21 protein-coding genes and 2 tRNA genes are annotated in these 22,474 nt (G+C 67.9%); 7 read left to right on the forward strand and 16 right to left on the reverse strand.

Going from position 1 to position 22,474, the window contains the following annotated elements; translation table 11 throughout:
- Positions 1-12: 12 nt before the first annotated feature.
- The 3 genes from D0D37_RS12435 to D0D37_RS12445 all read right to left on the reverse strand — a co-directional run bounded on the left by D0D37_RS12435 (position 13) and on the right by D0D37_RS12445 (position 5,363).
- Positions 13-3,726, reverse strand: a complete 3,714-nt coding sequence (locus tag D0D37_RS12435; RefSeq protein ID WP_116200665.1) for a S8 family peptidase — start codon at positions 3,724-3,726, stop codon at positions 13-15.
- An 86-nt stretch (positions 3,727-3,812) separates the two neighbouring features.
- A complete protein-coding gene (locus D0D37_RS12440; protein WP_116200666.1) occupies positions 3,813-4,466 on the reverse strand; it encodes an alpha/beta fold hydrolase in 654 nt (217 codons plus the stop codon).
- 234 nt (positions 4,467-4,700) lie between these two features.
- Positions 4,701-5,363 carry an HNH endonuclease family protein gene (locus D0D37_RS12445; protein ID WP_116200667.1) on the reverse strand — a complete coding sequence of 221 codons (663 nt, stop codon included), beginning with the start codon at positions 5,361-5,363 and terminating at the stop codon, positions 4,701-4,703.
- A gap of 241 nt (positions 5,364-5,604) precedes the next feature.
- On the opposite strand from D0D37_RS12445, the gene D0D37_RS12450 reads away from it, so the two are divergent.
- The 5 genes from D0D37_RS12450 (at position 5,605) to D0D37_RS12470 (ending at position 9,377) form a co-directional block, all read left to right on the forward strand.
- Positions 5,605-6,642: a tetratricopeptide repeat protein gene (locus D0D37_RS12450; protein WP_116200668.1), complete on the forward strand. Its 1,038-nt coding sequence runs from the start codon at positions 5,605-5,607 to the stop codon at positions 6,640-6,642.
- A 75-nt stretch (positions 6,643-6,717) separates the two neighbouring features.
- The gene (locus D0D37_RS12455) at positions 6,718-7,608 is read left to right on the forward strand and encodes a hypothetical protein (RefSeq protein ID WP_244223488.1); all 891 of its coding nucleotides are present in this window, start codon (positions 6,718-6,720) and stop codon (positions 7,606-7,608) included.
- Positions 7,609-7,618: 10 nt separating this feature from the next.
- Entirely contained in the window at positions 7,619-7,984 is a 366-nt protein-coding gene (locus D0D37_RS12460; protein ID WP_116200670.1) for a VOC family protein, read from the forward strand.
- Between the two features lie 18 nt (positions 7,985-8,002).
- Positions 8,003-8,539, forward strand: a complete 537-nt coding sequence (locus tag D0D37_RS12465; protein ID WP_116200671.1) for a helix-turn-helix domain-containing protein — start codon at positions 8,003-8,005, stop codon at positions 8,537-8,539.
- 58 nt (positions 8,540-8,597) lie between these two features.
- Positions 8,598-9,377, forward strand: coding sequence for a class II aldolase/adducin family protein (locus D0D37_RS12470; protein ID WP_116200835.1), 780 nt, complete (start codon positions 8,598-8,600; stop codon positions 9,375-9,377).
- A gap of 6 nt (positions 9,378-9,383) precedes the next feature.
- On the opposite strand, the gene ppk2 is transcribed toward D0D37_RS12470, so the two are convergent.
- From ppk2 to D0D37_RS12490, 4 genes are read right to left on the reverse strand one after another with little or no spacing between them, the layout of a single operon-like run.
- A complete protein-coding gene (ppk2, locus tag D0D37_RS12475; RefSeq protein ID WP_116200672.1) occupies positions 9,384-10,274 on the reverse strand; it encodes a polyphosphate kinase 2 in 891 nt (296 codons plus the stop codon).
- 51 nt (positions 10,275-10,325) lie between these two features.
- Complete coding sequence (locus D0D37_RS12480) at positions 10,326-11,837, reverse strand: hypothetical protein (RefSeq protein ID WP_244223489.1); 1,512 nt, start codon at positions 11,835-11,837, stop codon at positions 10,326-10,328.
- A 48-nt stretch (positions 11,838-11,885) separates the two neighbouring features.
- Entirely contained in the window at positions 11,886-12,638 is a 753-nt protein-coding gene (locus D0D37_RS12485) for a hypothetical protein (protein WP_116200673.1), read from the reverse strand.
- Complete coding sequence (locus D0D37_RS12490; protein WP_116200674.1) at positions 12,638-13,231, reverse strand: RNA polymerase sigma factor; 594 nt, start codon at positions 13,229-13,231, stop codon at positions 12,638-12,640. The genes D0D37_RS12485 and D0D37_RS12490 overlap by 1 nt, the downstream gene beginning before the upstream one ends.
- Before the next feature lie 122 nt (positions 13,232-13,353).
- Here D0D37_RS12490 and D0D37_RS46540 point away from each other — a divergent pair, with 122 nt between their 5' ends.
- Complete coding sequence (locus tag D0D37_RS46540; RefSeq protein WP_162834186.1) at positions 13,354-13,503, forward strand: hypothetical protein; 150 nt, start codon at positions 13,354-13,356, stop codon at positions 13,501-13,503.
- Between the two features lie 87 nt (positions 13,504-13,590).
- On the opposite strand, the gene D0D37_RS12495 is transcribed toward D0D37_RS46540, so the two are convergent.
- From D0D37_RS12495 to D0D37_RS12525, 7 genes are all read right to left on the reverse strand, one after another.
- Positions 13,591-13,664 (reverse strand) — tRNA-Arg (locus D0D37_RS12495).
- A gap of 42 nt (positions 13,665-13,706) precedes the next feature.
- Positions 13,707-13,795 (reverse strand) — tRNA-Ser (locus D0D37_RS12500).
- Positions 13,796-13,861: 66 nt separating this feature from the next.
- Positions 13,862-15,571, reverse strand: a complete 1,710-nt coding sequence (locus tag D0D37_RS12505) for a phosphatidylglycerol lysyltransferase domain-containing protein (protein WP_116200675.1) — start codon at positions 15,569-15,571, stop codon at positions 13,862-13,864.
- A 46-nt stretch (positions 15,572-15,617) separates the two neighbouring features.
- Entirely contained in the window at positions 15,618-17,597 is a 1,980-nt protein-coding gene (locus D0D37_RS12510) for an acetoacetate--CoA ligase (protein WP_116200676.1), read from the reverse strand.
- Complete coding sequence (locus D0D37_RS12515) at positions 17,594-18,202, reverse strand: TetR/AcrR family transcriptional regulator (RefSeq protein WP_116200677.1); 609 nt, start codon at positions 18,200-18,202, stop codon at positions 17,594-17,596. The genes D0D37_RS12510 and D0D37_RS12515 overlap by 4 nt, the downstream gene beginning before the upstream one ends.
- A gap of 11 nt (positions 18,203-18,213) precedes the next feature.
- Positions 18,214-19,104: a quinone oxidoreductase family protein gene (locus tag D0D37_RS12520; protein ID WP_208719920.1), complete on the reverse strand. Its 891-nt coding sequence runs from the start codon at positions 19,102-19,104 to the stop codon at positions 18,214-18,216.
- A gap of 86 nt (positions 19,105-19,190) precedes the next feature.
- Positions 19,191-19,823, reverse strand: coding sequence for a dienelactone hydrolase family protein (locus D0D37_RS12525; RefSeq protein WP_116200678.1), 633 nt, complete (start codon positions 19,821-19,823; stop codon positions 19,191-19,193).
- A 104-nt stretch (positions 19,824-19,927) separates the two neighbouring features.
- On the opposite strand from D0D37_RS12525, the gene hisC reads away from it, so the two are divergent.
- A complete protein-coding gene (gene hisC / locus D0D37_RS12530; protein WP_116200679.1) occupies positions 19,928-20,986 on the forward strand; it encodes a histidinol-phosphate transaminase in 1,059 nt (352 codons plus the stop codon).
- Here the strand turns inward: hisC and D0D37_RS12535 are convergent.
- Both D0D37_RS12535 and D0D37_RS12540 read right to left on the reverse strand, forming a co-directional pair.
- Positions 20,979-21,740, reverse strand: coding sequence for a sulfite exporter TauE/SafE family protein (locus D0D37_RS12535; protein WP_116200680.1), 762 nt, complete (start codon positions 21,738-21,740; stop codon positions 20,979-20,981). The two genes, hisC and D0D37_RS12535, sit on opposite strands and share 8 nt — an antisense overlap.
- Before the next feature lie 331 nt (positions 21,741-22,071).
- A complete protein-coding gene (locus tag D0D37_RS12540; protein WP_116200681.1) occupies positions 22,072-22,416 on the reverse strand; it encodes a VOC family protein in 345 nt (114 codons plus the stop codon).
- Between the last annotated feature and the right edge of the window lie 58 nt (positions 22,417-22,474).

The following is a 22,474-nucleotide window of genomic DNA, read 5'->3' on the forward strand; positions in this document are numbered from 1 at the left end:
GCTGCCTCTTTCTCAGGAGAGCCCGTAGGCCCGGATCACGGTTTGCTGGACCGCATTCCCGGCACCGTCGGAGCCGTGCACGCGCAGCGCGACGAATCCGTTGGTCCGGTCCAGCCGCGGATGGTCGACGACGGCACGGAAGCGGCCGCCGCCGAGGCTGTCCATCCGCTTGACGTTCGTCCACGTGCGACCGTCGTCATAGGACACTTCGACCGACAGCTGCGGATTCTTCGGCGCTGCCATGCCGTCCTGGTTGCGGACGGTGAACTCGACCGGCAGCGAACGCCCGGCGCGCGCCTTCTGCGTCAGGTCGGTCTGCACGCCGTAATCCACCTGCAGCAACGGAAGCAGGTCCGTTTTGCCTTCGGCGGGCCGCTTCGACCCGAAGGTCCACGACGTTTCGGTGTGCGTGCCGTACGCCCAGTCCGGAGTGGACTTGGTCAGCGACAGGTCGAGCCGGTACTTCGCCGGGTCCGCCGAAGCGGGGAACTCGCCCCACGCCGCCGGGCCTTCCTTGACGAGGTTTCCGTCCTGGTAAAGCTTCGCGCTCACCTGGTCCGGCTCGTCGTCCCAGCCCGACTCGGAAAACGCGTAGTGCGAGGTTTCCGGGTCGGCGAACTCCGGGATGCGGAAGGCGAAAGTGTCGCCGGTGCGCGACGTTTCCAGTCCCGCGCCGCGCGGGATCGCCGGCCGGACCACTGGCGCGTACCAGTTTTCCGTCGCCCGCTGGCCGGGGTTGAAGGTGTGCGGCTGTTCGAGCATGCCGACCGCGAGCGGCTGGAAAGTGTCCCAGCTGAGCTTGTTGTTCACCCGGTGCTGCCAGATCGTCTCGTCCGTCGAAACGATCTCCTCGCGGGCCGTTCCGGTGTGCGCGTACCGCTGATACTGATTGATCGCGGTCTTTTCCCAAGGCCGCCAACCGAACCGCTGCTCGGAAAGCCACTCGTCCTTGCCGGTCGCGTGGTAATTCGCGGTGACCGTCGCGCTGTTGCGCTCGTTGACCTGATAGACGATCTTCTGCGGGATCTGGTCGTGTGTCACCTGCATGATGTCGTACAGGTACGGGCTCACCGGCGTGCCCTGCAGGAACATGCTCGTGAAACCGGATTTGGCCCGGTCCGCCAGCTTCATGCCTTGTTCGTTCGTGATCCGCACGGCGGGAATCGGCAGGCGATTGCCGCGCGGCTGCCAGTGTGCGTAGGTGTGCTCGTCGGGCAGGCTGACGACCATCACCATCGCGGCGCCCGCGGCAGCGGCCTGTTTCGCTGCGGTATCCGGGTTCGTGCCGTCCTTCGCGGGGGTCACCAGTGCGATTTTCCCGCGCGCCTTGGCATATTGCTCTGGCTTGTCGCCGTCGACCGGAACGACGCCGAGCCACTTGAACCCGGAAATCGCCGGAGACGACGCGTAGTAGAACAGTTCGGTCTTGATCCCGAGCCACGGCAACGTGGTCGCGGTCAGCATCGGCGCGGTGAGCTGCCACCGGGTGCCGAATTCGAACGTCCCGTTCTTCACCTTCTGCGTCGGCGTCACGTAGATGTGCCGGACGCCGGGGAATTCCATGACGTAGTTCGAGATCTTGCGCGAGCCGAATTCACGGTGCGCGTAGCTGCTGATGATGTTTTCCAGCGTCGACGGCCGCGGCGTCTTGATCTCCACCGGCACCGCGTTCCGCGCGTCCAGCACCAGGTTCAGGTCCTTGGTGATGGAGAACTCGGGGTTGAGCACGATCGCGAGTTCCTCGTCCGGAGCCAGTCCGGTGTGGAACATCGCGCGGGCGTAGTAGGTGCCTTCCGGAAGTTCGGTGACGAACGGGTGGTCGCTGACGACGTCCCGGACGATGTCGTAGCGCATGTCGTCGCCGAAGATCTGGAGATCCATCGGGTGCGCCTTGCCGTCGCGGCCGATGCCGGTGACGGTCACCTTGTGCTTCGGCGGCTCCTTCACCAGGCCGACCGTCGTGTGCACCGCGCCGACGAGAACGCTGCCGGTGTAGTTGCCCGGCACCAGCGCGGCCGAGTCGACGGTGATCGCGACCGTCGCGGTTCCGTTCGCGGGAACCTCCACAGTGGACTTGTCGAGCTTCACCGCGGCACCCGGCGTCGCACCGTCGCCGCGGCGCAGGTCGAGCTTCGGGGTGATGGTGACCGGCGCGGAAGTCGTGTTGCGGTAGGTGATTTCCTTGCGCACCGGACCGCTGTCGTTGGTGACCGGGCCGAGGTTCAACGTGCCCGTCGCGAAGACTCCGGGATGCACCGCCGCAGCGGCGACGTCCACTCGGCCGCCGCCCTGCTGGAAGGCGTTAAGCCCCGCAGACGGTTTCGACGTGCTGGCCAAGCCATCCTTGAGCTGCTGCGCGGTCCATTGTGGATATCGCTGGGCCAAGATCGCCGCTGCACCAGCAACATGCGGCGTCGCCATCGACGTGCCGGACGCCGCGGTGTAGTACTGGTCCACTACTTCACCGAGCGAGGTACCAGCCGCGCGCGCCGCGACAATTCCCACGCCAGGCGCGGTGATGTCCGGCTTCACAGCCTGGTCGCCCTGACGCGGACCCATGCTGGAGAACGGAGCCAGCTCGTCCTTGCGGTCCACCGCACCGACGGTCAACGCGGAATCCGCGGTACCCGGCGTGCCGATGGTCGACGCGCCGTTCTGGCCGTCGTTGCCCGCGGCGACCACGAACAGCGCGCCAGTGCGAGCGGTGAGTTCGTTGAGGCCGACGCTGAGGTCGTCCGTGCCGTCGGTCGCGCCGCCGCCGAGGCTCATGTTGATGACCTTGGCACCGGACGTCGCGGCCCACTCCATCCCTTGCAGGACTTCGGAAGACGAGGCCGTGCCGTCGTCGCCGAGCACCTTGCCGACGTACAGCTTCGCGCCAGGCGCCGCACCCTTGCGCGTGCCGCCCGCAGCAGCGCCGGTGCCCGCGATGGTCGCCGCGACGTGCGTGCCGTGGCCGAACCGGTCGATGACGTCCGGGCTGGTCGAGAAGTTGACCGACTTAGCGACCTTGCCCGCGAGATCCGGGTGGTTGGGGTCGTAGCCGGTGTCGAGCACGGCGACGGCGACGCCGGATCCGTCGAATCCGGCGGCCCACGCCTCCGGCGCCCCGATCTGCGGGACGCTGCGGTCGAGCGACGCGTGCACCTTGCGGTCCAGCGTAATCCGTTCCACGCCACCGGAAGCGGCGTGCGGACCGGTGAAGGACTGCCAGAACTCGCCGGCGCGCTTCTTGTCTTCCCGCACCGCGCGGCCGTTCACGCTGGGCAGTTCGGCACCCTGCGTGGTGGCGGCGAGCGTCGGCACGGAAGCGATCGAGACGCCCTTGGAGTAGTGCGCGATCATCGGCACCGTCGGGCTCGACTCGTCGGCGTACCCCTGCGCAATCAGGTCGGTGACGTTGAACAGGGCCTTGTCGAGGCGCTTGTCCGCCACGAGCGACACCGCGTCGGCCGGGATGACCTGCAGTTTGCCGTCCACTTCGGACTGCGTGAAGCGGATGTTCTCCCGCCCCTTGCCCGGCCGGACCGTCGCGATCTGCCGGCCGCCTTGAACGCTTTCGACTTGCACGACGTCACCGGTGAGCAAGGTGACCGTGTGCCGCTCACCGGGACCAGGCGCCGGTGAACCGCTCGCGGGCTCAGCCGCCGCGGGCGCCGCCTGGCCGAGTGTCGCGACCAGTGCGCCCGTGCAGCCGAGAGTGATGGCTCGTGATCTCCACGTCATCGCACAAGATTCGGGGCGAGCCGGGGTTCACGTCACTACCTCTCGGTGTCGCGGTTGTGACATGTCGCAACTGGGACAGCGCCTGGTTAGCCAGCCACAGTCGCGTAATAGGCCATTAGGCGGTCCGCCAGTTCGTCCGGACGGCTCAGCAGCGCGAGATGGGAACCGGCCATCTCGTCCGCGTCGAGCCCCAGCCGCTCGCGCGCGACCCGGCGCAGCAGGTCTGCGGAGAAGAACCGGTCGTCGCGGAAGAGCAGGACTTTCGTTGGCACGTCCGGCATCCGCTCGCCCGGCCACGCCGCGCTGTACTCGACGCTGTTCTGATCCCGGCCGCGGCGCTCGTTCTCCGCGGCCAAGTCGGCCGGGAGATCCGCCATGAACTGCTCGGTGACGCTCAAGCCGTCGGCCGATTCGAAGCCGACGTTGCCCCACCACTCCCCCGGAGCCTCGCCCGGCGCGGGCACCATCCCGGCGACGAACACGAGAAGCCGCGCGCCGACCCGGTCCGCCACCAGCGGCGCGGTGAACCCGCCGTAGGAATGGCCGACCACGACGACGTCCCGCGCATCGCCGATCGCCGAGACGACGGTGTCGGTGAAGTCAACGAGCGTGGCCCGCGGGTTCTCGATCGGCAGGTCCGGGGCCACGACGTCGTGCCCGGACGCCTTGAGCCGCTCGGCGACCAGGTGCCAGTCCCAGCCGCTGCCGCCGCCCCCGTGGATCAGTGCGAAAGTCGCCATAGGGCCCAGCTTGTCATGGGTCGTGAGTGTTTATCCCGGTTAGAACCCAATGCCGCGTAGCTTAATTTGATCATGGTCTCTGACCTGCGGTTTCTTTGCGACAAGCAAGGGCATCGCGAATCTCCGGCGGCGACCACTAAGTCCGTCGTCGCTGGTCACGAGCCTTACAATATGAGACCGGTTTTCATTGTCAACATAAGCTACGTGGCATTGGGTTAGAACCGGGATAAACACTCACGAGGCCGGGCAGCGCTTCAGCATGTCCTGCAGCGCGGTCTTCTCCATGTCCGTGATCGTCAGCCCGTAGAAGTGCTTCACGGTGACCCAGTCGGTCGCGTAGGTGCACCAGAACGACACGAGCGGCGGCTTCCACTCGTCCGGAGCCTTGTCGCTCTTCTGCCGGTTCACGCTCGCCGTCACGGCGAACAGCTGCGGGCGCGTGAGGTCGTTCGCGAACTGCTCGCGCTTCTCCTGCGTCCAGTCGCGCGCGCCGCTCACCCAGGCCTGGCCGAGCGGGACCATGTGGTCGATGTCGAGCTGAGTCGCCTTGGTCCAGGTCTGGCCGTCGTACACGCTGACCCACGTGCCCGCCGTCGGCTTGCAGTCGCTGCCCGCCTTGACGTCCTTGCCCGCGCGCTTGAGGACGACCTCGCGGGTGTCGCAGCTGTCGCCCTGGCTGTCCCAGTGTTTGAACTTGTCTCGCGAATAGCCGGTCATGGTGCCGCGCGTGCCGATTTTCAGCTCGGACAGTTGCTTCGTCGCCTCCGCCGCCGACGCCGGTGCGGCCTCGGACTTGGTGTCGCCGACTTCGCGCTGGCCGTACCAAAACCCGGCGACAGCGATGAGCAGCACGACCGCGAGCAGCACGGTGCGCTTGGTGGGGAACGGCCGGGCCATGGTGCGCGGGATCCTCTCGGGCGGGGAGTTCGGGGAGCCGGAGTATGCCTGTCGCCGGGCCGGTAATCGCGCAGACACTCTCGGCAGTGCCGGAGGCGTGGCAAGGACCACGTCGGACCAGTTGTTGCCCGGCAACGAAAAACCCCAGATCAGCGGGGGTGGATAACGCTCGCGAAGGTGTCACGTCCTCGGCCGCGCGAACGATTGCTTCAGTGGGGAGCCGGAAAGGAGCGGGTCCGAGATGCCCGGGCGGCTGCGGAACTGGAACACACGCGTTGACGACTACTTGCGCCGGAAGGCGGCGGAGGGCGGCAACGTCGTCGCGATGACGCGCGTCGCCGCTGACCTGCGCGAACGCGGCGATTCGGCGGAGGCTGAGGAGTGGTACCGGCGGGCCGCCTCGGGCGGCGACCGGATCGCGATGACCGCGCTGGCCCACCTGCTGGCCGAGCGCGGTGCCGAGGACGAGGCTGCCCGCTGGTATCACGAAGCCGCGCAAGCCGGTGAACCGCACGGGATGCTCGGATACGCGCGTACCTGCGAAAACCAGGGTCATCTCAACGACGCCGAGCACTGGTATGCCGCCGCGTTCCAAGCTGGTGCGCGGGAGGCGGCCGGACAGCTCGGCCACTTGCTCGTCGAAGACGGCCGGTACTCCGATGCCGAAGGCTGGTGCCGTGCTGCCGCGGAGGAAGGCGACACGACGGCGATGCTGGACCTCGGCATCGTCCTGCGAGAACTCGGCGCACCCGACGAGATGGCCCGCTGGTGGCGGGCCGCAGTGGAAGCGGGCGAACTCTCCGCGACCTGCCTGCTGGGCCGGGAAGCAGAGCGGGCCAACCGGGAAGGCGACGCCGAGCGGTGGTTCCGTCGCGGCGCGAAGGGCGGACACGTCGAGGCGAAGGTGCGGCTGGGGCTGCTGCTGCATCGCCGAGGCGACCTCGAAGAGGCGGAGAACTGGTACCTCGAAGCCGCCGAGACGGGCGACGCGGCGGCGATGACCAACCTCGGCGTCCTGGCCCGCAACCGCCGCGACGACGGCGAGGCCGCCGCCTGGTACCGCAAGGCCGCCGAGCACGGCAGCATCCCGGCGCTCACCAACCTGGGACATCTCGCCGAAGCCCGCAGCGACCTGGCACAAGCGGAACGGTGCTTCCGCGTCGCCGCGGAGACCGGCGACGTGCAGGGAATGCTGAGCCTGACCCGGATGCTGCGCGCCCGCGGCGCGACCGCCGAGGCCGACCACTGGCAGGCCCTCGCCGCCGACCGTCCACAGTAGACACTGAGTTCTCGGGGTCGATCTCCGGGATCTTCCCGGATGTTCCCCGGCACCGGGGCGGCTAGCGTCGATCGAGTGTTCAGACGCGTGCTTCTCGCCATCCTCGCCGGTATCGCGGTGTTCCTGGTGCCGTGGACCGTCTACCTCGGACTGACCCTGCCCGAGCACTTCGACACGAGCCAATGGCGGGTCGCCTGGGTCGGCTTCGACATCGTCCTGCTGCTGTGTTTCGCCGCGTCCGTGCTGCTCGGGATGCGCCGCAGCCGCGCTGCCGTCCCGATGCTGGCCGCCACCGCCGCGCTGCTGTGCTGCGACGCCTGGTTCGACGTCGTCCTCGACTGGGGCGGCTCCGACCAGTGGGCCAGCCTCGGCACCGCGCTGCTCGCGGAAGTGCCGATCGCGGTGTTCCTGATGCTGCGTGCGCGCGCTCTGCTCGCCGGCAACGCGCGACCGCGGCCGCTGACCATGCGCGACATCACCGTGCACACGAACCCGAACTACCAGCGGGTGCTCCGGCTCCTGCCCGCCACTTCGGCCGAATTGCGCGCGCAGCTCCCCTCGATCGACGTCCCGGCCGCGCTGCTGACCCTGAACCACGCGGGGTACACCCGGCGCACCCGCGACGGCCGCTGGCACCCCGTCCCGCAGAGCACGAACGAGGCGAAGCTGGAGGACTACCCCGAGGAGGACCGGCCGAAGCTGGCCGCCTACCTGGACGCGAAGTACGACCGCGAGGTGCGCCTGATGGCCTGGGCCGCCGAACGACGCGACACCTTCGACGGCTGGACCGCCGGGAGCCGTGCCGCCATGCGGCTGAACTACAAGGACTTGAAGGAGTTCGAAGCGGAGTACCTGGAACTGGTGCACCGCTACGCCGCCCGCAAGCCCGGCCCGTCCGACGACGCACGTGCTCTGGCGGTGCGGTTCTACGCTTTCCCGGAGCCGAAACCCGCTGAGCTGGCGTAGGTTTCGAGGCATGATCCATCACGTGCAGGTCGCCTGCCCAGCGGGCGCGGAGGACGACGAGCGCGCGTTCTACACCGGCGTGCTCGGCTGGACGGAACTGCCGAAGCCGCCGCTGCTGGCCGCCCGCGGCGGCTGCTGGTTCCGGGTCCCCGGGGTCGGCGGCCCGGACGGCGAGCTGCACGTGGGCGTCGAGGAGGATTTCCGTCCCGCGCTCAAGGCGCATCCGGCGTTCGTGGTCGACGTGGACGCCGTCTCCGCCGCGATCGAAGCCTCCGGACGCTCCGTGACCTGGGCCGATCCGGCGGAAATCCCCGGCAGGCGGCGGTTCCACGCCTTCGACCCGGTCGGCAACCGGCTGGAGTTCCTCGCCGGCTGAGCCGCTTACAGTGTGGGGATGAGCCAGGAGGCGGCAGAGGCCGAGCAGCGGATCACGCGACGCTTGCGCGAGCTTCGCCTGGAACGCGGGCTCACCCTGGAGAAGGTCGCCGCCGCCGCGGACATCACCCCTGGCTACCTGTCGCGCGTCGAGAGCGGACAGCGCGTGCCCAGCCTCGGCACGCTCGTGGTGCTCGCGCGCGTGCTGGACGTCAGCGTCGCCGATCTCGCCGCTTCCGAGGAACGCAGGTCGCCCATCGTCCGGCGCGCGGACGCCATCACGTATGGCACCAGCGGCGCGTCCATGACCCACCTGTCCCCTCCGTCGTCTGGCCTTGAGGCGACGTTGGTGACGCTGCGCGGCAAATCCGTCCCGCCGCGCCCGACCCAGCACCGCGGCGAAGAGTGGCTGCACGTGGTCAGCGGCCAGCTCGAACTGACCCTGAACGGCGAAACCCACCTGCTCGCGGCCGGTGATTCGGCCCAGTTCCCCGGCACCACCGAACACACCCTGCGCGGCGCGCCCGACGCGGAAGTGCTCGTCGTGATCGCTTGACACTCATTGTGCCTCGGAGGCACCCTGATTGCCAGACAGGCAACACAGGGAGATGCTGATGACCGACGCCCCGGTAGCCGAACTCGACCTCGACACCCTGCCTGAGCAGCTGGATTCCGTCGCCGCCGAACGCGCGCAGCGCAAACGTCAGCTCGCCGTCGCCTTCCGCCTGTTCGCGCGGTACGGGTTCGACGAGGGCATCGCTGGCCACCTCACCGCGCGCGACCCGGAGTTCCCGAACCGGTTCTGGGTCAACCCGTACGCGGTGCACTTCTCCCGGATCAAGGTCAGCGACCTGCTTCTCCTTGACGAGAACGGAAAAGTGGTCGAAGGAACGCGGCGTACGAACAAGGCCGCCTTCGCCATCCACTCGACCATTCACGAGGCGCGCGAGGACGTCGTCGCCGTCGCGCACGCACACACGATCCACGGGCGCGCCTGGTCGGCGTTGAACCGCCTGCTGGACCCGATTGTCCAGGAATCCTGTGCGTTCTACGAAAATCACGTGCTCTTCGACGAGTACAAAGGCCTGGTCCTGGAACGTGACGAGGGCGTGCGTATCGCCGCCCGGCTCGGGTCGAAACGGGCCGCGATCCTTCGCCACCACGGTTTGCTGACCGTCGGACGCAGTGTCGGCGAGGCAGCGTGGTGGTTCATCACCATGGAACGCGCCTGCCAGATGCAACTTCTCGCCGAAGCCGCGGGTACGCCTCGCGTCATGACCGCCGAAGAAGCCACGCTCGCCGCCCGCCAATTCGGCAGCGCGAACATGGCACGCAACAACTTCCATTTGCTGGAGGACCTGATCGTCGAACAGGAACCGGACGTGCTGGACTGACCGGTTTCAGTCGCCGACCGCGTCCCGCCCGCGCTTCACGATCAACGGATCCGGCTCCCCGACCACGGTTTTGTCCTTGCCCTCGTAGTCGAAACGGGACAGGAAATACCGCATCGCGTTGATCCGGGCGCGCTTCTTGTCGTTGCTCTTGATCGTGATCCACGGCGCGAGATCGTTGTCCGTGCGGAGGAACATCGCTTCCTTGGCCGCGGTGTAGTCGTCCCACTTGTCGAGCGACTGCAGGTCCATCGGGGACAGTTTCCACTGCCGCACCGGATCGACCTGCCGGATGATGAACCGCGTGCGCTGTTCGGCCCGGGTCACCGAGAACCAGAACTTCGTGACCGTGATCCCGCTCTCCACCAGCATTTCCTCGAACAGCGGCACCTGGTGCATGAACTGCTCGTACTGCTCCGGCGAGCAAAACCCCATCACCTGCTCGACCCCGGCGCGGTTGTACCAGGACCGGTCGAACAACACCAGTTCGCCCGCGGTCGGCAGATGCTGGACGTAGCGCTGGAAATACCACTGGTGCGCTTCGCGGTCGCTGGGCTTGGCGAGCGCGACCGTCCGAGCGTGGCGCGGGTTGAGGTGCTCCATGAACCGCTTGATGGTGCCGCCCTTGCCCGCGGCGTCGCGCCCCTCGAAGAGAAGCACGTGCCGGCTGCCGGTCTCGCTGATCGAGTTCTGCAGCTTGAGCAGTTCGACCTGCAGCAGGTACTTGGTCTCGTCGTACTCCTCGCGCGGCATGCGCTCGTCATAGGGATAGTTCTCCCGCCAGGTGTCGACGGCCTTGCCGAACGCGTCGATCAACACGGGATCGTCGTCGTGATCCTCGCCGACCGAATGCCCGTCGATCTCGAGCCGATCGATGTACTCCCGCACGTCCCGCAACATGCGGCCGACCTTAAGCAGGGCAGGTGAACGGCAGGTGTCCCGCGCAGGCAGTCAGGACGCCGGAACCAGGTACAGCCGCGCGGTCCCGTACATCGGCGCGGAAATCGTCCAACTCCCCAGCGAGTCGGGCGGCGGCGCGCCCTGGACCCGCCGCAATGCGAGGTCCAGCTTTCGCGGCCGCACGGTGTAGTCGAAGAAGGCGAAGTTCACCCGAAGCAGCCCGCGCGACAGCCGTCCGGCCCGCGCCTCCAACTCGTCGATCGCCCCGGGCATGCGGCCGCGATCGGAGAACACGTCGATGATCGCGCAGTCGCAGGTGTAGGCCAGCACCCCGATCTCGTCGGCGCTGGCCACCGTTCTCCCGGCCGCCAGCCTGCCTACTTCACGGCCGATTTCGGCGTACTGCGCACTCGTCGTGTAGTTCGACGTGAACGGGGCGAAGTCGCGCGGCAACCCGGCCCCGGCATAACCGACCACGCTGGCACCAATCAAAGCTACGACGGCAGCCGTCCCGGCCGCGCGCTCGATTCGGAGGGCGGAACCGGCCACGACCGCGCAGACGAACAGTGTCGCCGCGACGATTCCGGGGCCGTAATACCAGTGGTACGGCGGCACTTTCAGGGAAACGTACGCCAGAGCGTGCCCCGCTCCGGCCATGGCGAGCGCCGCGAACGGGAGTATTTTGCGGCAGGCCGCGTTGCCGCGCAGCACCAGTACCAGCCAGCGCGACCCGGCCAACGCCGCCAATCCGACGCACAAGAACGCGAGCACCGTTTGCCCTGGCAGGTATTGCCAGTACAGTCCGACGCCGTTGCCGAATTCCCACTTCCCCCAAGCCTGTCGCGCGCCCTGCAGGGTCTTGATGACGAGAGTGTCCGGAACGGCGGCTCCCAAGACGACCCAGCTGAACGCGAACCAGGGCACCGCGACCAGCGCCGCGCCTTGCACGCTGCGCAGGCCGTCGACCCAGAACCGCCGCCGGATCAGGAAAATCACTCCCGCGAAGAGCAGCAGATCGACCCGGACCAAGGTCAGCGCGCCAGCCACCAGCCCGAAAGCGAACGGCCGCCGCTCCACCGAAAAGACCAGCAGCCAGCAAAGCCCGGCCGCGCCGAGTTCGACTTCCATGCCGATCGACGACACCAGCAGCGGGTTCACCGTCAACGCGGCGATCGCGAGAACCGGGAACCAGCGAGGCAATCCGGCAACCGCGCCCACCCTCCGGAGCGCCTGCACCAGTAGTACCTGACCGGCCACATACAACACCCCCGCGGCGAGAACCGCGTCCCGCAGCACGAACGTCAACGCCGCCAAGGAAAGCACGTTCAACGGCGAGGTCGCCGTATTCGAGGTGCTGTCGGCCAGCAATCCCCAATTTCCGTGGAAGGCGAGATTACGCGCGTAGCTCAAGGTGATATAGGTGTCGTCGATGAGATGGCCGTGCACCAAAAGAAAGAACAATGCCGACGTGGCCGCTACTCCGAGCAGCAGCCAATCCACCCGCCTTCGGGCCGGAATCAGCTGTTCCTGCCCTGTTTTAGGCGTCGTCAAACCCAGTGCCATTATTACGTTTCCCCCAGCAGCAGTCTTCGTGCGACGACCGGTCCGGCGCTATCTCCCCGGAAAGTCGTGGACGCTTCCGTCGCGCATGGTCACTCGGAATTTCCGGCTGTAATCGTCAAGCGGAGAACCGCCCTCGACGAATTTCACGACGAAAGTGCCGTCGTTCAGCAAGGCGGGAGTCATCGAGTCGTCCGGCCCGTACAACTCCACCTTGGCCACGTCGGGGGTGGCGACCCCGAACACGACGCTCGGCCGGTGGGGATTGGTGACGCTGGTGAAGCCGCAGATCGGGCGAGTGGCGTTGAGGTAGGCGTAGCTCTCCCGCCCGTGGATCCAGTTCTTGGCGTCGGTGACCATCAGGCCGGAGTTCTGGTCGTAAAGGCCGGAGCCTTGGCCGTGATAGAGAACGCAGACCGCCGCGAGCGAGGCGTTGCGGATGACGAGGTAACCCCGCTCCGCGTCCTGATCAATCTTGAGCGTCGAGCGCCAACTGCCCCGGTCAGGCAACGCGACTCCGAAAGCGGGGGCGCTGTCGAGGCAGGCCTTGAGCAGTCGCGCATCCCCGGTGTCCGGCTTGGCACCAGCCGGAACCCGCGTCAATTCCGGACTGGCGTCGTGCACCGGCGAGAACACCATCGTCGCGCCCAAGGCCAGCGCGCCGACTCCCGAGGCGACCGCCAGCGGGAACCCCAGCTTCCGGCGCCGCCGCGCGCGCAGTCCCGGAGCGAGCCGGTTCCACATGGCTTCCTTCAGGAGGTCAGGCATCGGCCGGTCGGGCGGCAGGTGGAGATCGTCGGCCATCAGAATTCCCCTCCAGCCAGTACGTCGGTGTCCTTCAGCAACTCCCGCAACCGGGTTCGCGCCCGCGAAATCCGCGCGCGCACGCTCGGTTCAGCGATCCCGAGCACCGCGGCCGCCTCCGCGTTCGACAAACCGCCCAGCAGGCAAAGCTCCACCGCCCGCCGCTCCGCCCGCGGCAGTTTCGCGACCGCGTCCAGCACCGCCTGGAGCCGCCGGTCCGCGTCGACCTGGCCAGCCACGTCCTCGGCATGATCGCGGACCACCGGATTGCGCGGCAGCCGCGTCAGCACAGCCGCGAACCGGCCGAGGCGGCGTTGTTCCCGGCGGGCCAGATTCGCGGTCACGGTGTACAGCCACGGCCGGGCGCTGTCGTTCACCAGCGTCACCTCGCCGAGGCGACGCCACGCGGTGAGGAAGGTCAGCGAGGCCAGATCCTCGGCGGTGGCCCAGGAACCGGTCAGCCGGTAGGCGTAGTTCCACACCCCGGCGACGTGCCGGTTGAACAACTCTCCGAACGCCGCGACGTCCCCGCCCGCGGCTAGCGCCCACAACTCCTGGTCGCCGCCGGAGGAATCCGGTCTCTCGGCCGGCATCCCCCACCCCCAGCTCTGCTCCGCAACTGTCGTCACAACCCCATGTCCCCGCACCGAGCGGGAGCGTTGCATCCGGATGATCCGGCCCGCCACCACGTATACCGCGGGGATTCATCGAGAGGATGTCCGAGTACGGCCGCGCAAGGGACGAGCTGTCTTCGATCGCGCACTCGCAGACGCGAGCCATGCTGGAGCAGCCCAGGAAGCCACTGCCCGAAGACGCGGTCAGCACACTGGTCCGGCTCGCCGCCCACGGGCGGGAGAAATGGTGATAGGCCTTGCCTCCGGAAACAAGTGAGGGCCTTGCTTCCGTAAGCGGAAACAAGGCCCTGACCTGTTTTACTGTCTCGACCAGACAGTGCGCCCGAAGGGATTCGAACCCCTGACCTTCTGATCCGTAGTCAGATGCTCTATCCAGCTGAGCTACGGGCGCGTGTTCAGTTGTTAACCTAGCACCCGCCGAAACAGGCACCAGCGGAGGCTCCGGGATTTGAACCCGGGAGGGGGGGTACCCCCAACCGCATTAGCAGTGCGGCGCCATAGACCAGACTAGGCGAAGCCTCCTGGGTCCTAACGACCACTGCTCAGATAGGTTACACACCCCTCCAGCCTCTCCGGAAGGGACCCCCCTCAACGGTGCAGCACCCTGCGTAACCAGGGCGAACGGCCGCCGAGGCCCTCTGCCTCGAAGGTGGCGATGCCGACGCGAGGCAGTGACCCGACGCCCGGGTACACGAGGTAGCGCGGGACCCACCGGGGCTGGAACTTGGCGTTGAACCGGTAGAGGCTTTCGATCTGGATCCAGCGCGAGAAGAAGTGCAGCACCTTCGCCGAGAGCCGCGCGACCGGGCCCGCTCCGATGCGCTGGCCCTGTTCCATCAGGGCGCGGAAGGCGGCGAAGTTGAGCGACACGTGGTCGATGTCGTGCTCGCGGGAGTACAGCAGCAGCTCCGAAATCATCAGCTCGTTCACGCCGTTGTCGACGGTGCGGTCCCGGCGCATCACGTCCAGCGACAGGCCCCGATCGCCCCACGGCACGAACTGCAGCACGCCTCGGACGCGCCCGCCCTGTTCCGCGGTGACGATCACCGAACCGGGATCGCCCATGCGGCCCAGCGCCATCGAGAAACCGCGTTCGGTCTCGGTGCCGCGCCAGGTGGCGGCCAGATGGACCAGCTCGGGCAGTTCGCCGGGACGCAGATCCTCGGCTCGGCGCACCAAGACCTTGTAGCCAGCCCGCTTCGTCCTCGACGCGGCCTGCCGCACGCCGCGCATCACGCGGCCTTCCAGCGTGAACGTCTCGGTGTCGACGACCGCCTCGTCGCCGATTTCCAGGACCTCCAGGCCGAACCGGGCCCACACCGTCGCGCCCAGTTCGGACGCGCCCATCGCCGCGGGAACCCAGGCGTTGCGCTGGCAGATGTCCAGGTACTCCTCGATCGCGCCCGGCCACGCCTCGTGGTCGCCGAGCGGATCGGCGGACGTCAAGGCCACCCCGGCGATCACGCGGAACGTGACGGCTGCCTTGCCGGTCTTGGAGAAGACCGCGAACTTGTCGCGGCGCAGCGCGAAGTAGCCCAGCGAATCCCGTTCCCCGTGCTGCTTCAGCAACTCGTGCAGCCGCGCCAGTTCGTCGTCGGTCAGCTCCGGCGCGGGTTCGGACGAGCGCAGCAGGAAGTACGCCGACACCAGCACGCCGGTGATGCTGAAGACCAGCCCGATCGACGCGGACAGATCCTCGAACCACATCTCGTGGAACACCGCGGGCCCGCTGACGCCGGTGAGCGCGAGCGCGGACTGGGACAGCCGGTCGCCGAAGCCCAGCGGATCGAGCATCCGAACCGGCGCGACCGACAGCAGCGCGAAGTTGAGCACGAACCCGGCGAGCACCAGTTGAATCAGCACCCGCAGTGCGCGCCAGCGGCCGACGGTCGGGTCCGGGCGGGCGATGAAGTACCGCCGTGTGCCGAGAAGCCCGGCCAGCAGCACCATCGACACCACGCCCGCGCCGAACACATGCCGCAGCCCGAGGTGTGACAGCGTCAACAGCGCCGCGAAGCCGACCGCCAGCTGCCAGGCGCGGCGCTTGCGGCGGCGGAGCCCGGCGGCGAGCATGATCAGCAGCACACCGGTGACCAGCGACACAGCGGCGGCGGCAGTGGTCGCTTCGCTCGGCAGTTCCAGCCATTTGGCCACGTGCCCGCGCACGTCACGGCCCACCGGAACGACCGTGGACACGACCGTCAGCAGGCCGGCCAGCCTGGTCACCCATGTGATCGCGACGACCGACGTGACGCCGGCCGCCTGCCAAGTGTGCTGCGCGCGTGTCCCCGTCACCACGCGTGCAACACGCACGGCCTTGCCATGCTTCCCCCCATTGGCGCGTTCAGTGCGCGGCGAGTTTGACAAAGGGGCCCAGCGCGGCCGGGTTGGCCAGCGCGTCCCTGCTCACCGCCCTCTCCGGCGCGACTCCGGAGAGGATCCGCTTCACTGGTACTTCGCACTTCTTACCGTTCAACGTACGGGGAATCTCGGAAACGACCAGGAACCGATCGGGTACGTGTCGTGGCGACAGCGCGTTGCGAAGCTCTTTCCGCAGGTCAGGCTCCACTTCTTCGAGGGTGACACCAGCGGTGAGTACTACAAAACACAGCAGTTGCCCGTCGTCGTTGCCCGCCGCTGACGTGTCGATGACCAGCGAGTCGGCGACCTTGGCGAAGCTTTCCGCGACCCGGTAGAACTCGGCGGTGCCCATCCGGACGCCGCCGCGGTTGAGCGTCGAATCGCTGCGCCCGTAGACCACCGCCGAACCGCGGCGCGTGATCTTGACCCAATCGCCATGCCTCCAGATACCCGGATACGTCTCGAAGTACGCCTCGCGCAGCCGGGAACCGTCCGGGTCATTCCAGAACGAGACCGGCATCGACGGCATCGGTTCGGTGATCACCAGCTCGCCGACCTGCTCGACCACCGGCTCGCCGTGGTCGTCGAACGCCGCCGCGGCCACGCCCAGCGCGCGGCAGGACAGTTCGCCGAGCCACACCGGCACGTCCGGCGCGGCCGCGACGATCGCCGCGCACAGGTCGGTGCCGCCGGAGACCGAGCAGATCTGCACGTCCCGCCCGATCGCGTCGGCGATCCAGCGGAAACCCTCCGACGACAACGGAGAACCGGTCGAGCCGACCACGCGCAGCGCGCTGAGGTCGTGGCGCTCGGCCGGGGCGAGGCCAGCTTTGAGGCAGCTCTGGATGAACGGCGCGGACGTGCCGAAGTAGGTGACGCGGTGCTGTTCGGCCAGATGCCACAGCGCGTTCAGGTCCGGATGGCCGGGACTGCCGTCGTACAGCACGATCGTGGCTCCGACGAGAAGTCCGGAGGCGACGAAGTTCCACATCATCCAGCCGGTGGTGGTGAACCAGAAGAACCGGTCGCCCGGCCCGAGCCCGCTTTGCAGGCCCAGTGCTTTGAGGTGTTCGACGACGATGCCGCCGTGCCCTTGCACGATCCCCTTCGGGAGCCCGGTCGTGCCCGAGGAATACAGGATCCACAACGGATGCGCGAACTCCACCGGCTCGTACGCCAGCTCTCCGCCAGCGTGTTCGGCGAGCATCGCGTTCCAGTCGATGACGCCGTCGAGAGTCCCGTCTCCCAGGTATTTCACCAAAACAGTGGCTGCCAGCGCCGGAATCTGTTCCCGCAGCTGCTGAACAGTGTCGCGGATGTCGAATTTCCGGCCGTTGTAAGCATATCCGTTCACCGCGATGAGCACCTTCGGCTCGATCTGGGTGAACCGGTCGGCGATCGCACGGATCCCGAAGTCCGGGGAACACGACGACCAGATCGCGCCGAGGCTGGCGGTGGCGAGGAAAGCGATGAGCGTCTGCGGGCAGTTCGGCGCGAGCGCGACGACGCGATCTCCTTTGCCGACACCGAAAGCGCGCAACGCGGCCCGCGCAGCGGCGACGTGCGCGCGCAGGTCGCCGTAGGTGAGTTGCTCGGCGAGACCGTCTTCGCGGTGGAAGATCACCGCGAGTTCGTCGTCGGCCTTCGTCGCGCCGCCTGTGTCCGGGCTCAGCGAGTGTTCGGCGTAGTTGAGCGTGCCGCCGTCGAACCATTTCGCGTCCGGCATCGCGCCGGACAGGATTTCCCGCGGCTGCTCGTGCCAGCGCACGCCGAAGAACTCCGCCACCGCGGTCCAGAACTCCGGAACGTGCTCGACCGAGTAGTGCCACAGGTCGTCGTAATCGGCCAGGTCGACGCCGCGTTGCTCGCGCAGCCATCGGCGGAAGGCTTCGATCTTCGTGTCAGCGACCCGGTTGGGGTCGGGTCGCCAAAGCACCTCGGGAACTGCGGCGTTCTCGGTCACTCGCCGATGCTAACCCCGGGATGCTCGCAAAGTCCGGTTACGCCAGTGCCCACTCCGGACAGCAGCGCGCGGACGACGTCCAGGACGAACTCGCGCGTCAACTCCTGATGGCCGAACAGCGCACGGAACACGACGGGAGCGGCGAACAGGTCCAGCAGCAGGTCGACGTCCTGGCCGGGGCGGAGTTCCCCGCGTTCCTGCGCCTTGCGCAGCGACCCGACGCAGGCCTCCCGACGAGGGGCCCAGAACGTGGCCAGGAAGTCTTCCCGCAGTTCCGGGTCGTCCGCCAGATCGACGGTCAGCGCCGGGAGGACCCGACCGAAAACCGGGTCCTCCAGCCCGATCCGGAGGGCGTCGAGGTGGCCGACGAGATCGCAGGACGTGCACCCGGTGTCGAGGTCCACGACCCCGGTGCGCGCCTCCGCCAGCGCCGCGACCACCACGTGCTTCTGGCTTTTCCACCGGCGGCGGATCGCGGGTTTGGTGGTGCCCGCGCGCTGGGCGATGGCCTCCATGGTCAGCGCCGAATAGCCGGATTCCCGGATCAGTTCGCACACCGCGACCAGCACGGCGTGGTCGATCCGCTCGTCCCGTTGGCGCGCCATGGATTCTCCCGCTATTCGTTGAGCAGAACGACCTTACCGAACGATTTCCCGTGCTCCACGTGCTGGAGGGCGGCCGCGGCGTCGGCGAGCGGGAACACGCGGTCGCGCACGACGGATAGCTGGCCATCGGCGACCAGCTTGAGGACGCGGTCCCACGACTTCCGGCGTTCTTCCGGCGACACCGAGGTGAGACTGAACGCGAACAGCGTCGGCGACGTCTGGAAATTGCTCATCAACGCCCCGAAGGCTTCCGGTTCCGGAATGCCCGCGGTCCCTCCACAAAGGACATAGCGGCCGTTGGGACGCAACAGTTCCAGGTGCTCGCGGACCTGCGGGCCGGCCACGGTGTCGATGACGACGTCGTAGGTCTCCCCGGGACGCTCACGGGTGCGGTCGACGATTTTCGCGGCACCGAGCGCTCGCAGCCGTTCGCCGTACTCCGGCGAGGAAGTCACCGCGGTCACCTCAGCTCCGCGGGCGTGGGCGATCTGGGTCGCGAGCACGCCGATCCCGCCGCTCGCGCCGCGGACGAGCACTCGCTCGCCGGGCCGCACCGCAGCACGACGCACGGCACCTTCCGCGACCAAGGCGTTGACGCCCAAGGCGACCGCGTCGGCCGGGTCGAGGTTATCGGGCACGGGGTACAGCTGATCCGTGTCGGCCACGGCCTGCTCGGCATAGCCGCCGGAAAGGATCAGCGCCAGCACCCGCTGGCCGTTTTCGATCCGCCCAGCGACCTCGACGCCAGGCACCGAAGTAACACCGTTCCGCAGGTACATGAGGTCGACGTAACCCACGCCGATCGCCTCGACCTCGACCACGGCTTGCCCTGGCCCGGGAGCCGGGTCGGGTGTTTCGGCCAGGACGAGCCGCTGCTGGGGTTCGACAAGCACCGCTTTCACGGGGTGGTTCCTCTCGCTTTAACATTCCGATCCGGATCGGAACATTATTCGAGCACGCAGCGCCCCGTCAAGGGCACTGCCGGAGATCAGCGGAGGTGCGCGTCGAACCAGGCGAGGGTGCGCTGCCAAGCCTCTTCCGCCGCGCTGGGGTCGGCGTCGAAGCGGTGGTTCGCGCCCGGATAGCGCACGACGTTCGTCGCGACCTTCGCCGACGCCGCGGCCTCGCGCAGCTGCTCCACCTCGGCCTCGCCCGCCTCGTCGCCGGCGTCGCCGTACATGCCGAGCCACGGGCTGGTCACGCGGCCGGCGATCTCGAGCAGCTTCGGTAGCTCCGTCACCGCCTGGCCGCCGACGCTCACCGCCGCGCCGAACTTGCGGTGCGAGGCGACTACCAGCGCCGCCGTGCCACCGAGGTCGAAGCCGACGACGCCACGCAGATCGGCGTCGACACCGCGGTCGGTGAGCCATTCCAGGGTGCGGTCGGTGGCGTCGAGGAGATCGCGCTGAGTGAGCTGTTCGCCGGACTCGATGTGCGGCGTGACGGTGAGCCAGCCTTCGCCGGCAAGGCTTTTGACCAGCAGCAGAACGCCGTCGGTGACCCCGCTGCCCTCGTGCAGGACCACCAGGCCGCCGCGAAGCGCGCCGTCGGGTTCGGCGAAGGTGAGGCGCAGGGTGCTGCCGTCGGTACGCTGGTGATCCACGGTGGTCGTCGACGTCATCGCCTCATGCAATCACCTTCGGGTGAACATTGGGAACCTTTCCGGATCGGCCGGGGCGAGATACGGTGACCCCGTCGTCCCGTGAAAACCGAGGAGTTCCGACGATGCCGTCCCTCGCCCCCCGCCCTGACCTCGATTCGTTGCCGAAGTACGTCCCTGGCCGGACGATCGAAGGGGCCATCAAGCTCGCGAGCAATGAGGTGCCCGGCGGTCCGCTGCCGAGCGTCCAGGCGGCGATCACGGCTGCGGTAACCGGAGTGAACCGGTACCCGGACAACGGTTCCCAGGCCTTGCGCGAGCGGCTTTCGCGTCGGCTGGACGTTCCGGCCGAACGGCTCGCGATCGGCTGCGGCTCGGTTTCGCTGTGCCAGCAGATGATCCAGGCGCTGTGCGGTCCCGGCGACGAGGTGCTGTTCGGCTGGCGGTCGTTCGAGGCCTACCCGATCGTGGTCCAGGTGGCGCTCGCGACGGGCGTGAAGGTTCCGCTGACGCCGGAGCACGGGCTGGACCTCGACGCGATGCTGGCGCGGATCACCGACCGCACCAAGCTGGTGTTCGTCTGCAACCCCAACAATCCGACCGGCACCGTGCTGCACCGGGACGAGATCGAGCGATTCCTCGAAGCGGTGCCGCCGCACGTGCTCGTGGTGCTGGACGAGGCGTACAAGGAATTCGTCACCGACCCCGAGGTTCCGGACGGCGTCGAATTCACGCGGACGCACAGCAATGTGGCGGTGCTGCGCACGTTCTCGAAGGCGTACGGGCTCGCCGGGCTGCGCGTCGGGTACGCGGTGGCGCCAGAGCCGATCGCGCAGGCGCTGCAGCAGGTGTACGTGGCGTTCTCGGTGAACAGCATCGCGCAGGTGGCCGCGATCGCGTCGCTCGACGCGGAGGACGAACTGCTCGCCCGGTGCCGCGAAATCATCTCCGAGCGCACCCGCGTGCGGGACGCGTTGCTGGAGGCGGGTTACGAAATCCCGCCGACGCAGGCGAACTTCGTGTGGTTCCCGCTCGGCGAGCGCACCGCGGCTTTCGCGGAGCACATGCTCGACCGGAAGCTGATCGTGCGGCCGTTCCCCGGCGAGGGCGCGCGGGTGACGATCGGGACGCCGGAGGAGAACGACCTGATGCTGGCCGCGGCCAAGGAATTCCAGGCTATTTGAGGATGAGCTGCACGACCGCGGCGAGCCCGATCACGACGATCACGCCGCGGAGCACGGTGGGCGGCAGCTTGCGGCCGATCCTGGCCCCGAGCTGCCCGCCGATCGTGGACCCGAGCGCGAGCAGCCCGATCACCGGCCAGCTCACCGGGGCGACGAACGCGTAAATCGTGCCCGCGACGATGTTCACGACCGCGGACAGCACGTTTTTGACGCCGTTGAGGCGCTGCAGCGGTTCGGACAGCAGCATGCCCATGACGGCCATCATCATCACGCCCTGCGCGGCGGTGAAGTAGCCGCCGTAGATGCCGATGACGAAGAGCAGCCCGAACAGCAACGGCCCGGCGTGATGCTCGCTCCCGTTGGCCTCGCGGCGCTTCTGCACCCACTTCGACACCTTGGGCTGAACGATCACGAGCACGACGGCCAGCCCGACGAGCACCGGCACGATCTTCTCGAAGGCGTCCTTGGGAAGCGTCAGGAGGAGAATGGTGCCGCCGATGGCCCCGAAGAACGAGGCGACGGCGAACCGCACTACCTGCGGCCAGTACCCGACGAGTTCGTGCCGGTAGCCATACGCGCCGCTGATCGTGCCGGGCGCGAGCCCGACCGCGTTGGACGTCGTAGCGGTCACCGGCGGATACCCCAGCGCGACGAGCACCGGGAACGTCACGAGCGTCCCGGAACCGACGACGGTGTTGATGGTCCCGGCCCACATCCCGGCGATGAAGATGACGACGGCATGCCACCAGGTCATAAAGCACTCACCCGGAGACCCTAAGCAGGACCCTCGGCACTCGGCGACGCGATGTGTCCGGTCAGACACTCGAAGGAACCGCCGGAGGGCGCGCTGACGGCTTCGTGCCGGGCGCGATTTCGGCTCGCCGACTATCCCGTCGGGCACGCGCATCCGACGGGATCAGTCCTGGCGCGAACGTGCGCTCAGCTTCGCGCTTCGACCTCACCACCCCTCCGCAACCGCATCTCCGTCGGCGCACCTGTCGCCCGCGTTCCGGCTCAATCGCCGATCCGCACTCCGTCGGCCGTCAGCCCGAGTCCCGGCTCCGCCTCAGCCGCTCGCCGGTACCTCACCGTTCAAAAACGCAAAACTCGTTCCCCTCCGGATCCGCCATCACGTGCCACTCCCGGTCCCCTCCTCGCTGCGCCACCATCCGCGCCCCGGCCGCACTCAGCTCCTCCGGATCTCCCCACACGTCCAGGTGCATCCGGTTCTTCACCGTCTTGCGCTCCGGCACCGGGTTCAGCCAGATCAGCGGCCCCTCGCCGCCGGGGTCGACGATCGCGACCGGCCAGTCCGGCGAGCGCTCGCCGGGCGGACTCCGGCGGACATAACCCAGCGCCGAGCACCACCAGTCCGCCAGTGCCTGATGATCAAGAGCGTCGAGCGCCAGGTCTTTGAACTTCGCGGGCATGATCCCCTCCCCTTCCTGCCAAGGATGGTGACACCCGCCACCGACAATTTCCCGCGTC

The sequence above is a fragment of the Amycolatopsis circi genome (assembly GCF_003385235.1).
Classification (GTDB): Bacteria; Actinomycetota; Actinomycetes; order Mycobacteriales; family Pseudonocardiaceae; genus Amycolatopsis; species Amycolatopsis circi.

What these genes read in the sequence shown, in the direction of transcription:
- D0D37_RS12485 (WP_116200673.1), bottom strand. Translation starts at nt 12,638, where the DNA reads ATGGCCGACGATCTCCACCTGCCGCCCGACCGGCCGATGCCTGACCTC.
- D0D37_RS12490 (WP_116200674.1), bottom strand. Translation starts at nt 13,231, where the DNA reads ATGCCGGCCGAGAGACCGGATTCCTCCGGCGGCGACCAGGAGTTGTGG.
- D0D37_RS12470 (WP_116200835.1), top strand. Translation starts at nt 8,598, where the DNA reads ATGACCGACGCCCCGGTAGCCGAACTCGACCTCGACACCCTGCCTGAG.
- ppk2 (WP_116200672.1), bottom strand. Translation starts at nt 10,274, where the DNA reads ATGTTGCGGGACGTGCGGGAGTACATCGATCGGCTCGAGATCGACGGG.
- D0D37_RS12435 (WP_116200665.1), bottom strand. Translation starts at nt 3,726, where the DNA reads ATGACGTGGAGATCACGAGCCATCACTCTCGGCTGCACGGGCGCACTG.
- hisC (WP_116200679.1), top strand. Translation starts at nt 19,928, where the DNA reads ATGCCGTCCCTCGCCCCCCGCCCTGACCTCGATTCGTTGCCGAAGTAC.
- D0D37_RS46540 (WP_162834186.1), top strand. Translation starts at nt 13,354, where the DNA reads ATGTCCGAGTACGGCCGCGCAAGGGACGAGCTGTCTTCGATCGCGCAC.
- D0D37_RS12440 (WP_116200666.1), bottom strand. Translation starts at nt 4,466, where the DNA reads ATGGCGACTTTCGCACTGATCCACGGGGGCGGCGGCAGCGGCTGGGAC.
- D0D37_RS12465 (WP_116200671.1), top strand. Translation starts at nt 8,003, where the DNA reads ATGAGCCAGGAGGCGGCAGAGGCCGAGCAGCGGATCACGCGACGCTTG.
- D0D37_RS12515 (WP_116200677.1), bottom strand. Translation starts at nt 18,202, where the DNA reads ATGGCGCGCCAACGGGACGAGCGGATCGACCACGCCGTGCTGGTCGCG.
- D0D37_RS12480 (WP_244223489.1), bottom strand. Translation starts at nt 11,837, where the DNA reads ATGGCACTGGGTTTGACGACGCCTAAAACAGGGCAGGAACAGCTGATT.
- D0D37_RS12445 (WP_116200667.1), bottom strand. Translation starts at nt 5,363, where the DNA reads ATGGCCCGGCCGTTCCCCACCAAGCGCACCGTGCTGCTCGCGGTCGTG.
- D0D37_RS12525 (WP_116200678.1), bottom strand. Translation starts at nt 19,823, where the DNA reads ATGACGTCGACGACCACCGTGGATCACCAGCGTACCGACGGCAGCACC.
- D0D37_RS12450 (WP_116200668.1), top strand. Translation starts at nt 5,605, where the DNA reads ATGCCCGGGCGGCTGCGGAACTGGAACACACGCGTTGACGACTACTTG.
- D0D37_RS12460 (WP_116200670.1), top strand. Translation starts at nt 7,619, where the DNA reads ATGATCCATCACGTGCAGGTCGCCTGCCCAGCGGGCGCGGAGGACGAC.
- D0D37_RS12540 (WP_116200681.1), bottom strand. Translation starts at nt 22,416, where the DNA reads ATGCCCGCGAAGTTCAAAGACCTGGCGCTCGACGCTCTTGATCATCAG.
- D0D37_RS12535 (WP_116200680.1), bottom strand. Translation starts at nt 21,740, where the DNA reads ATGACCTGGTGGCATGCCGTCGTCATCTTCATCGCCGGGATGTGGGCC.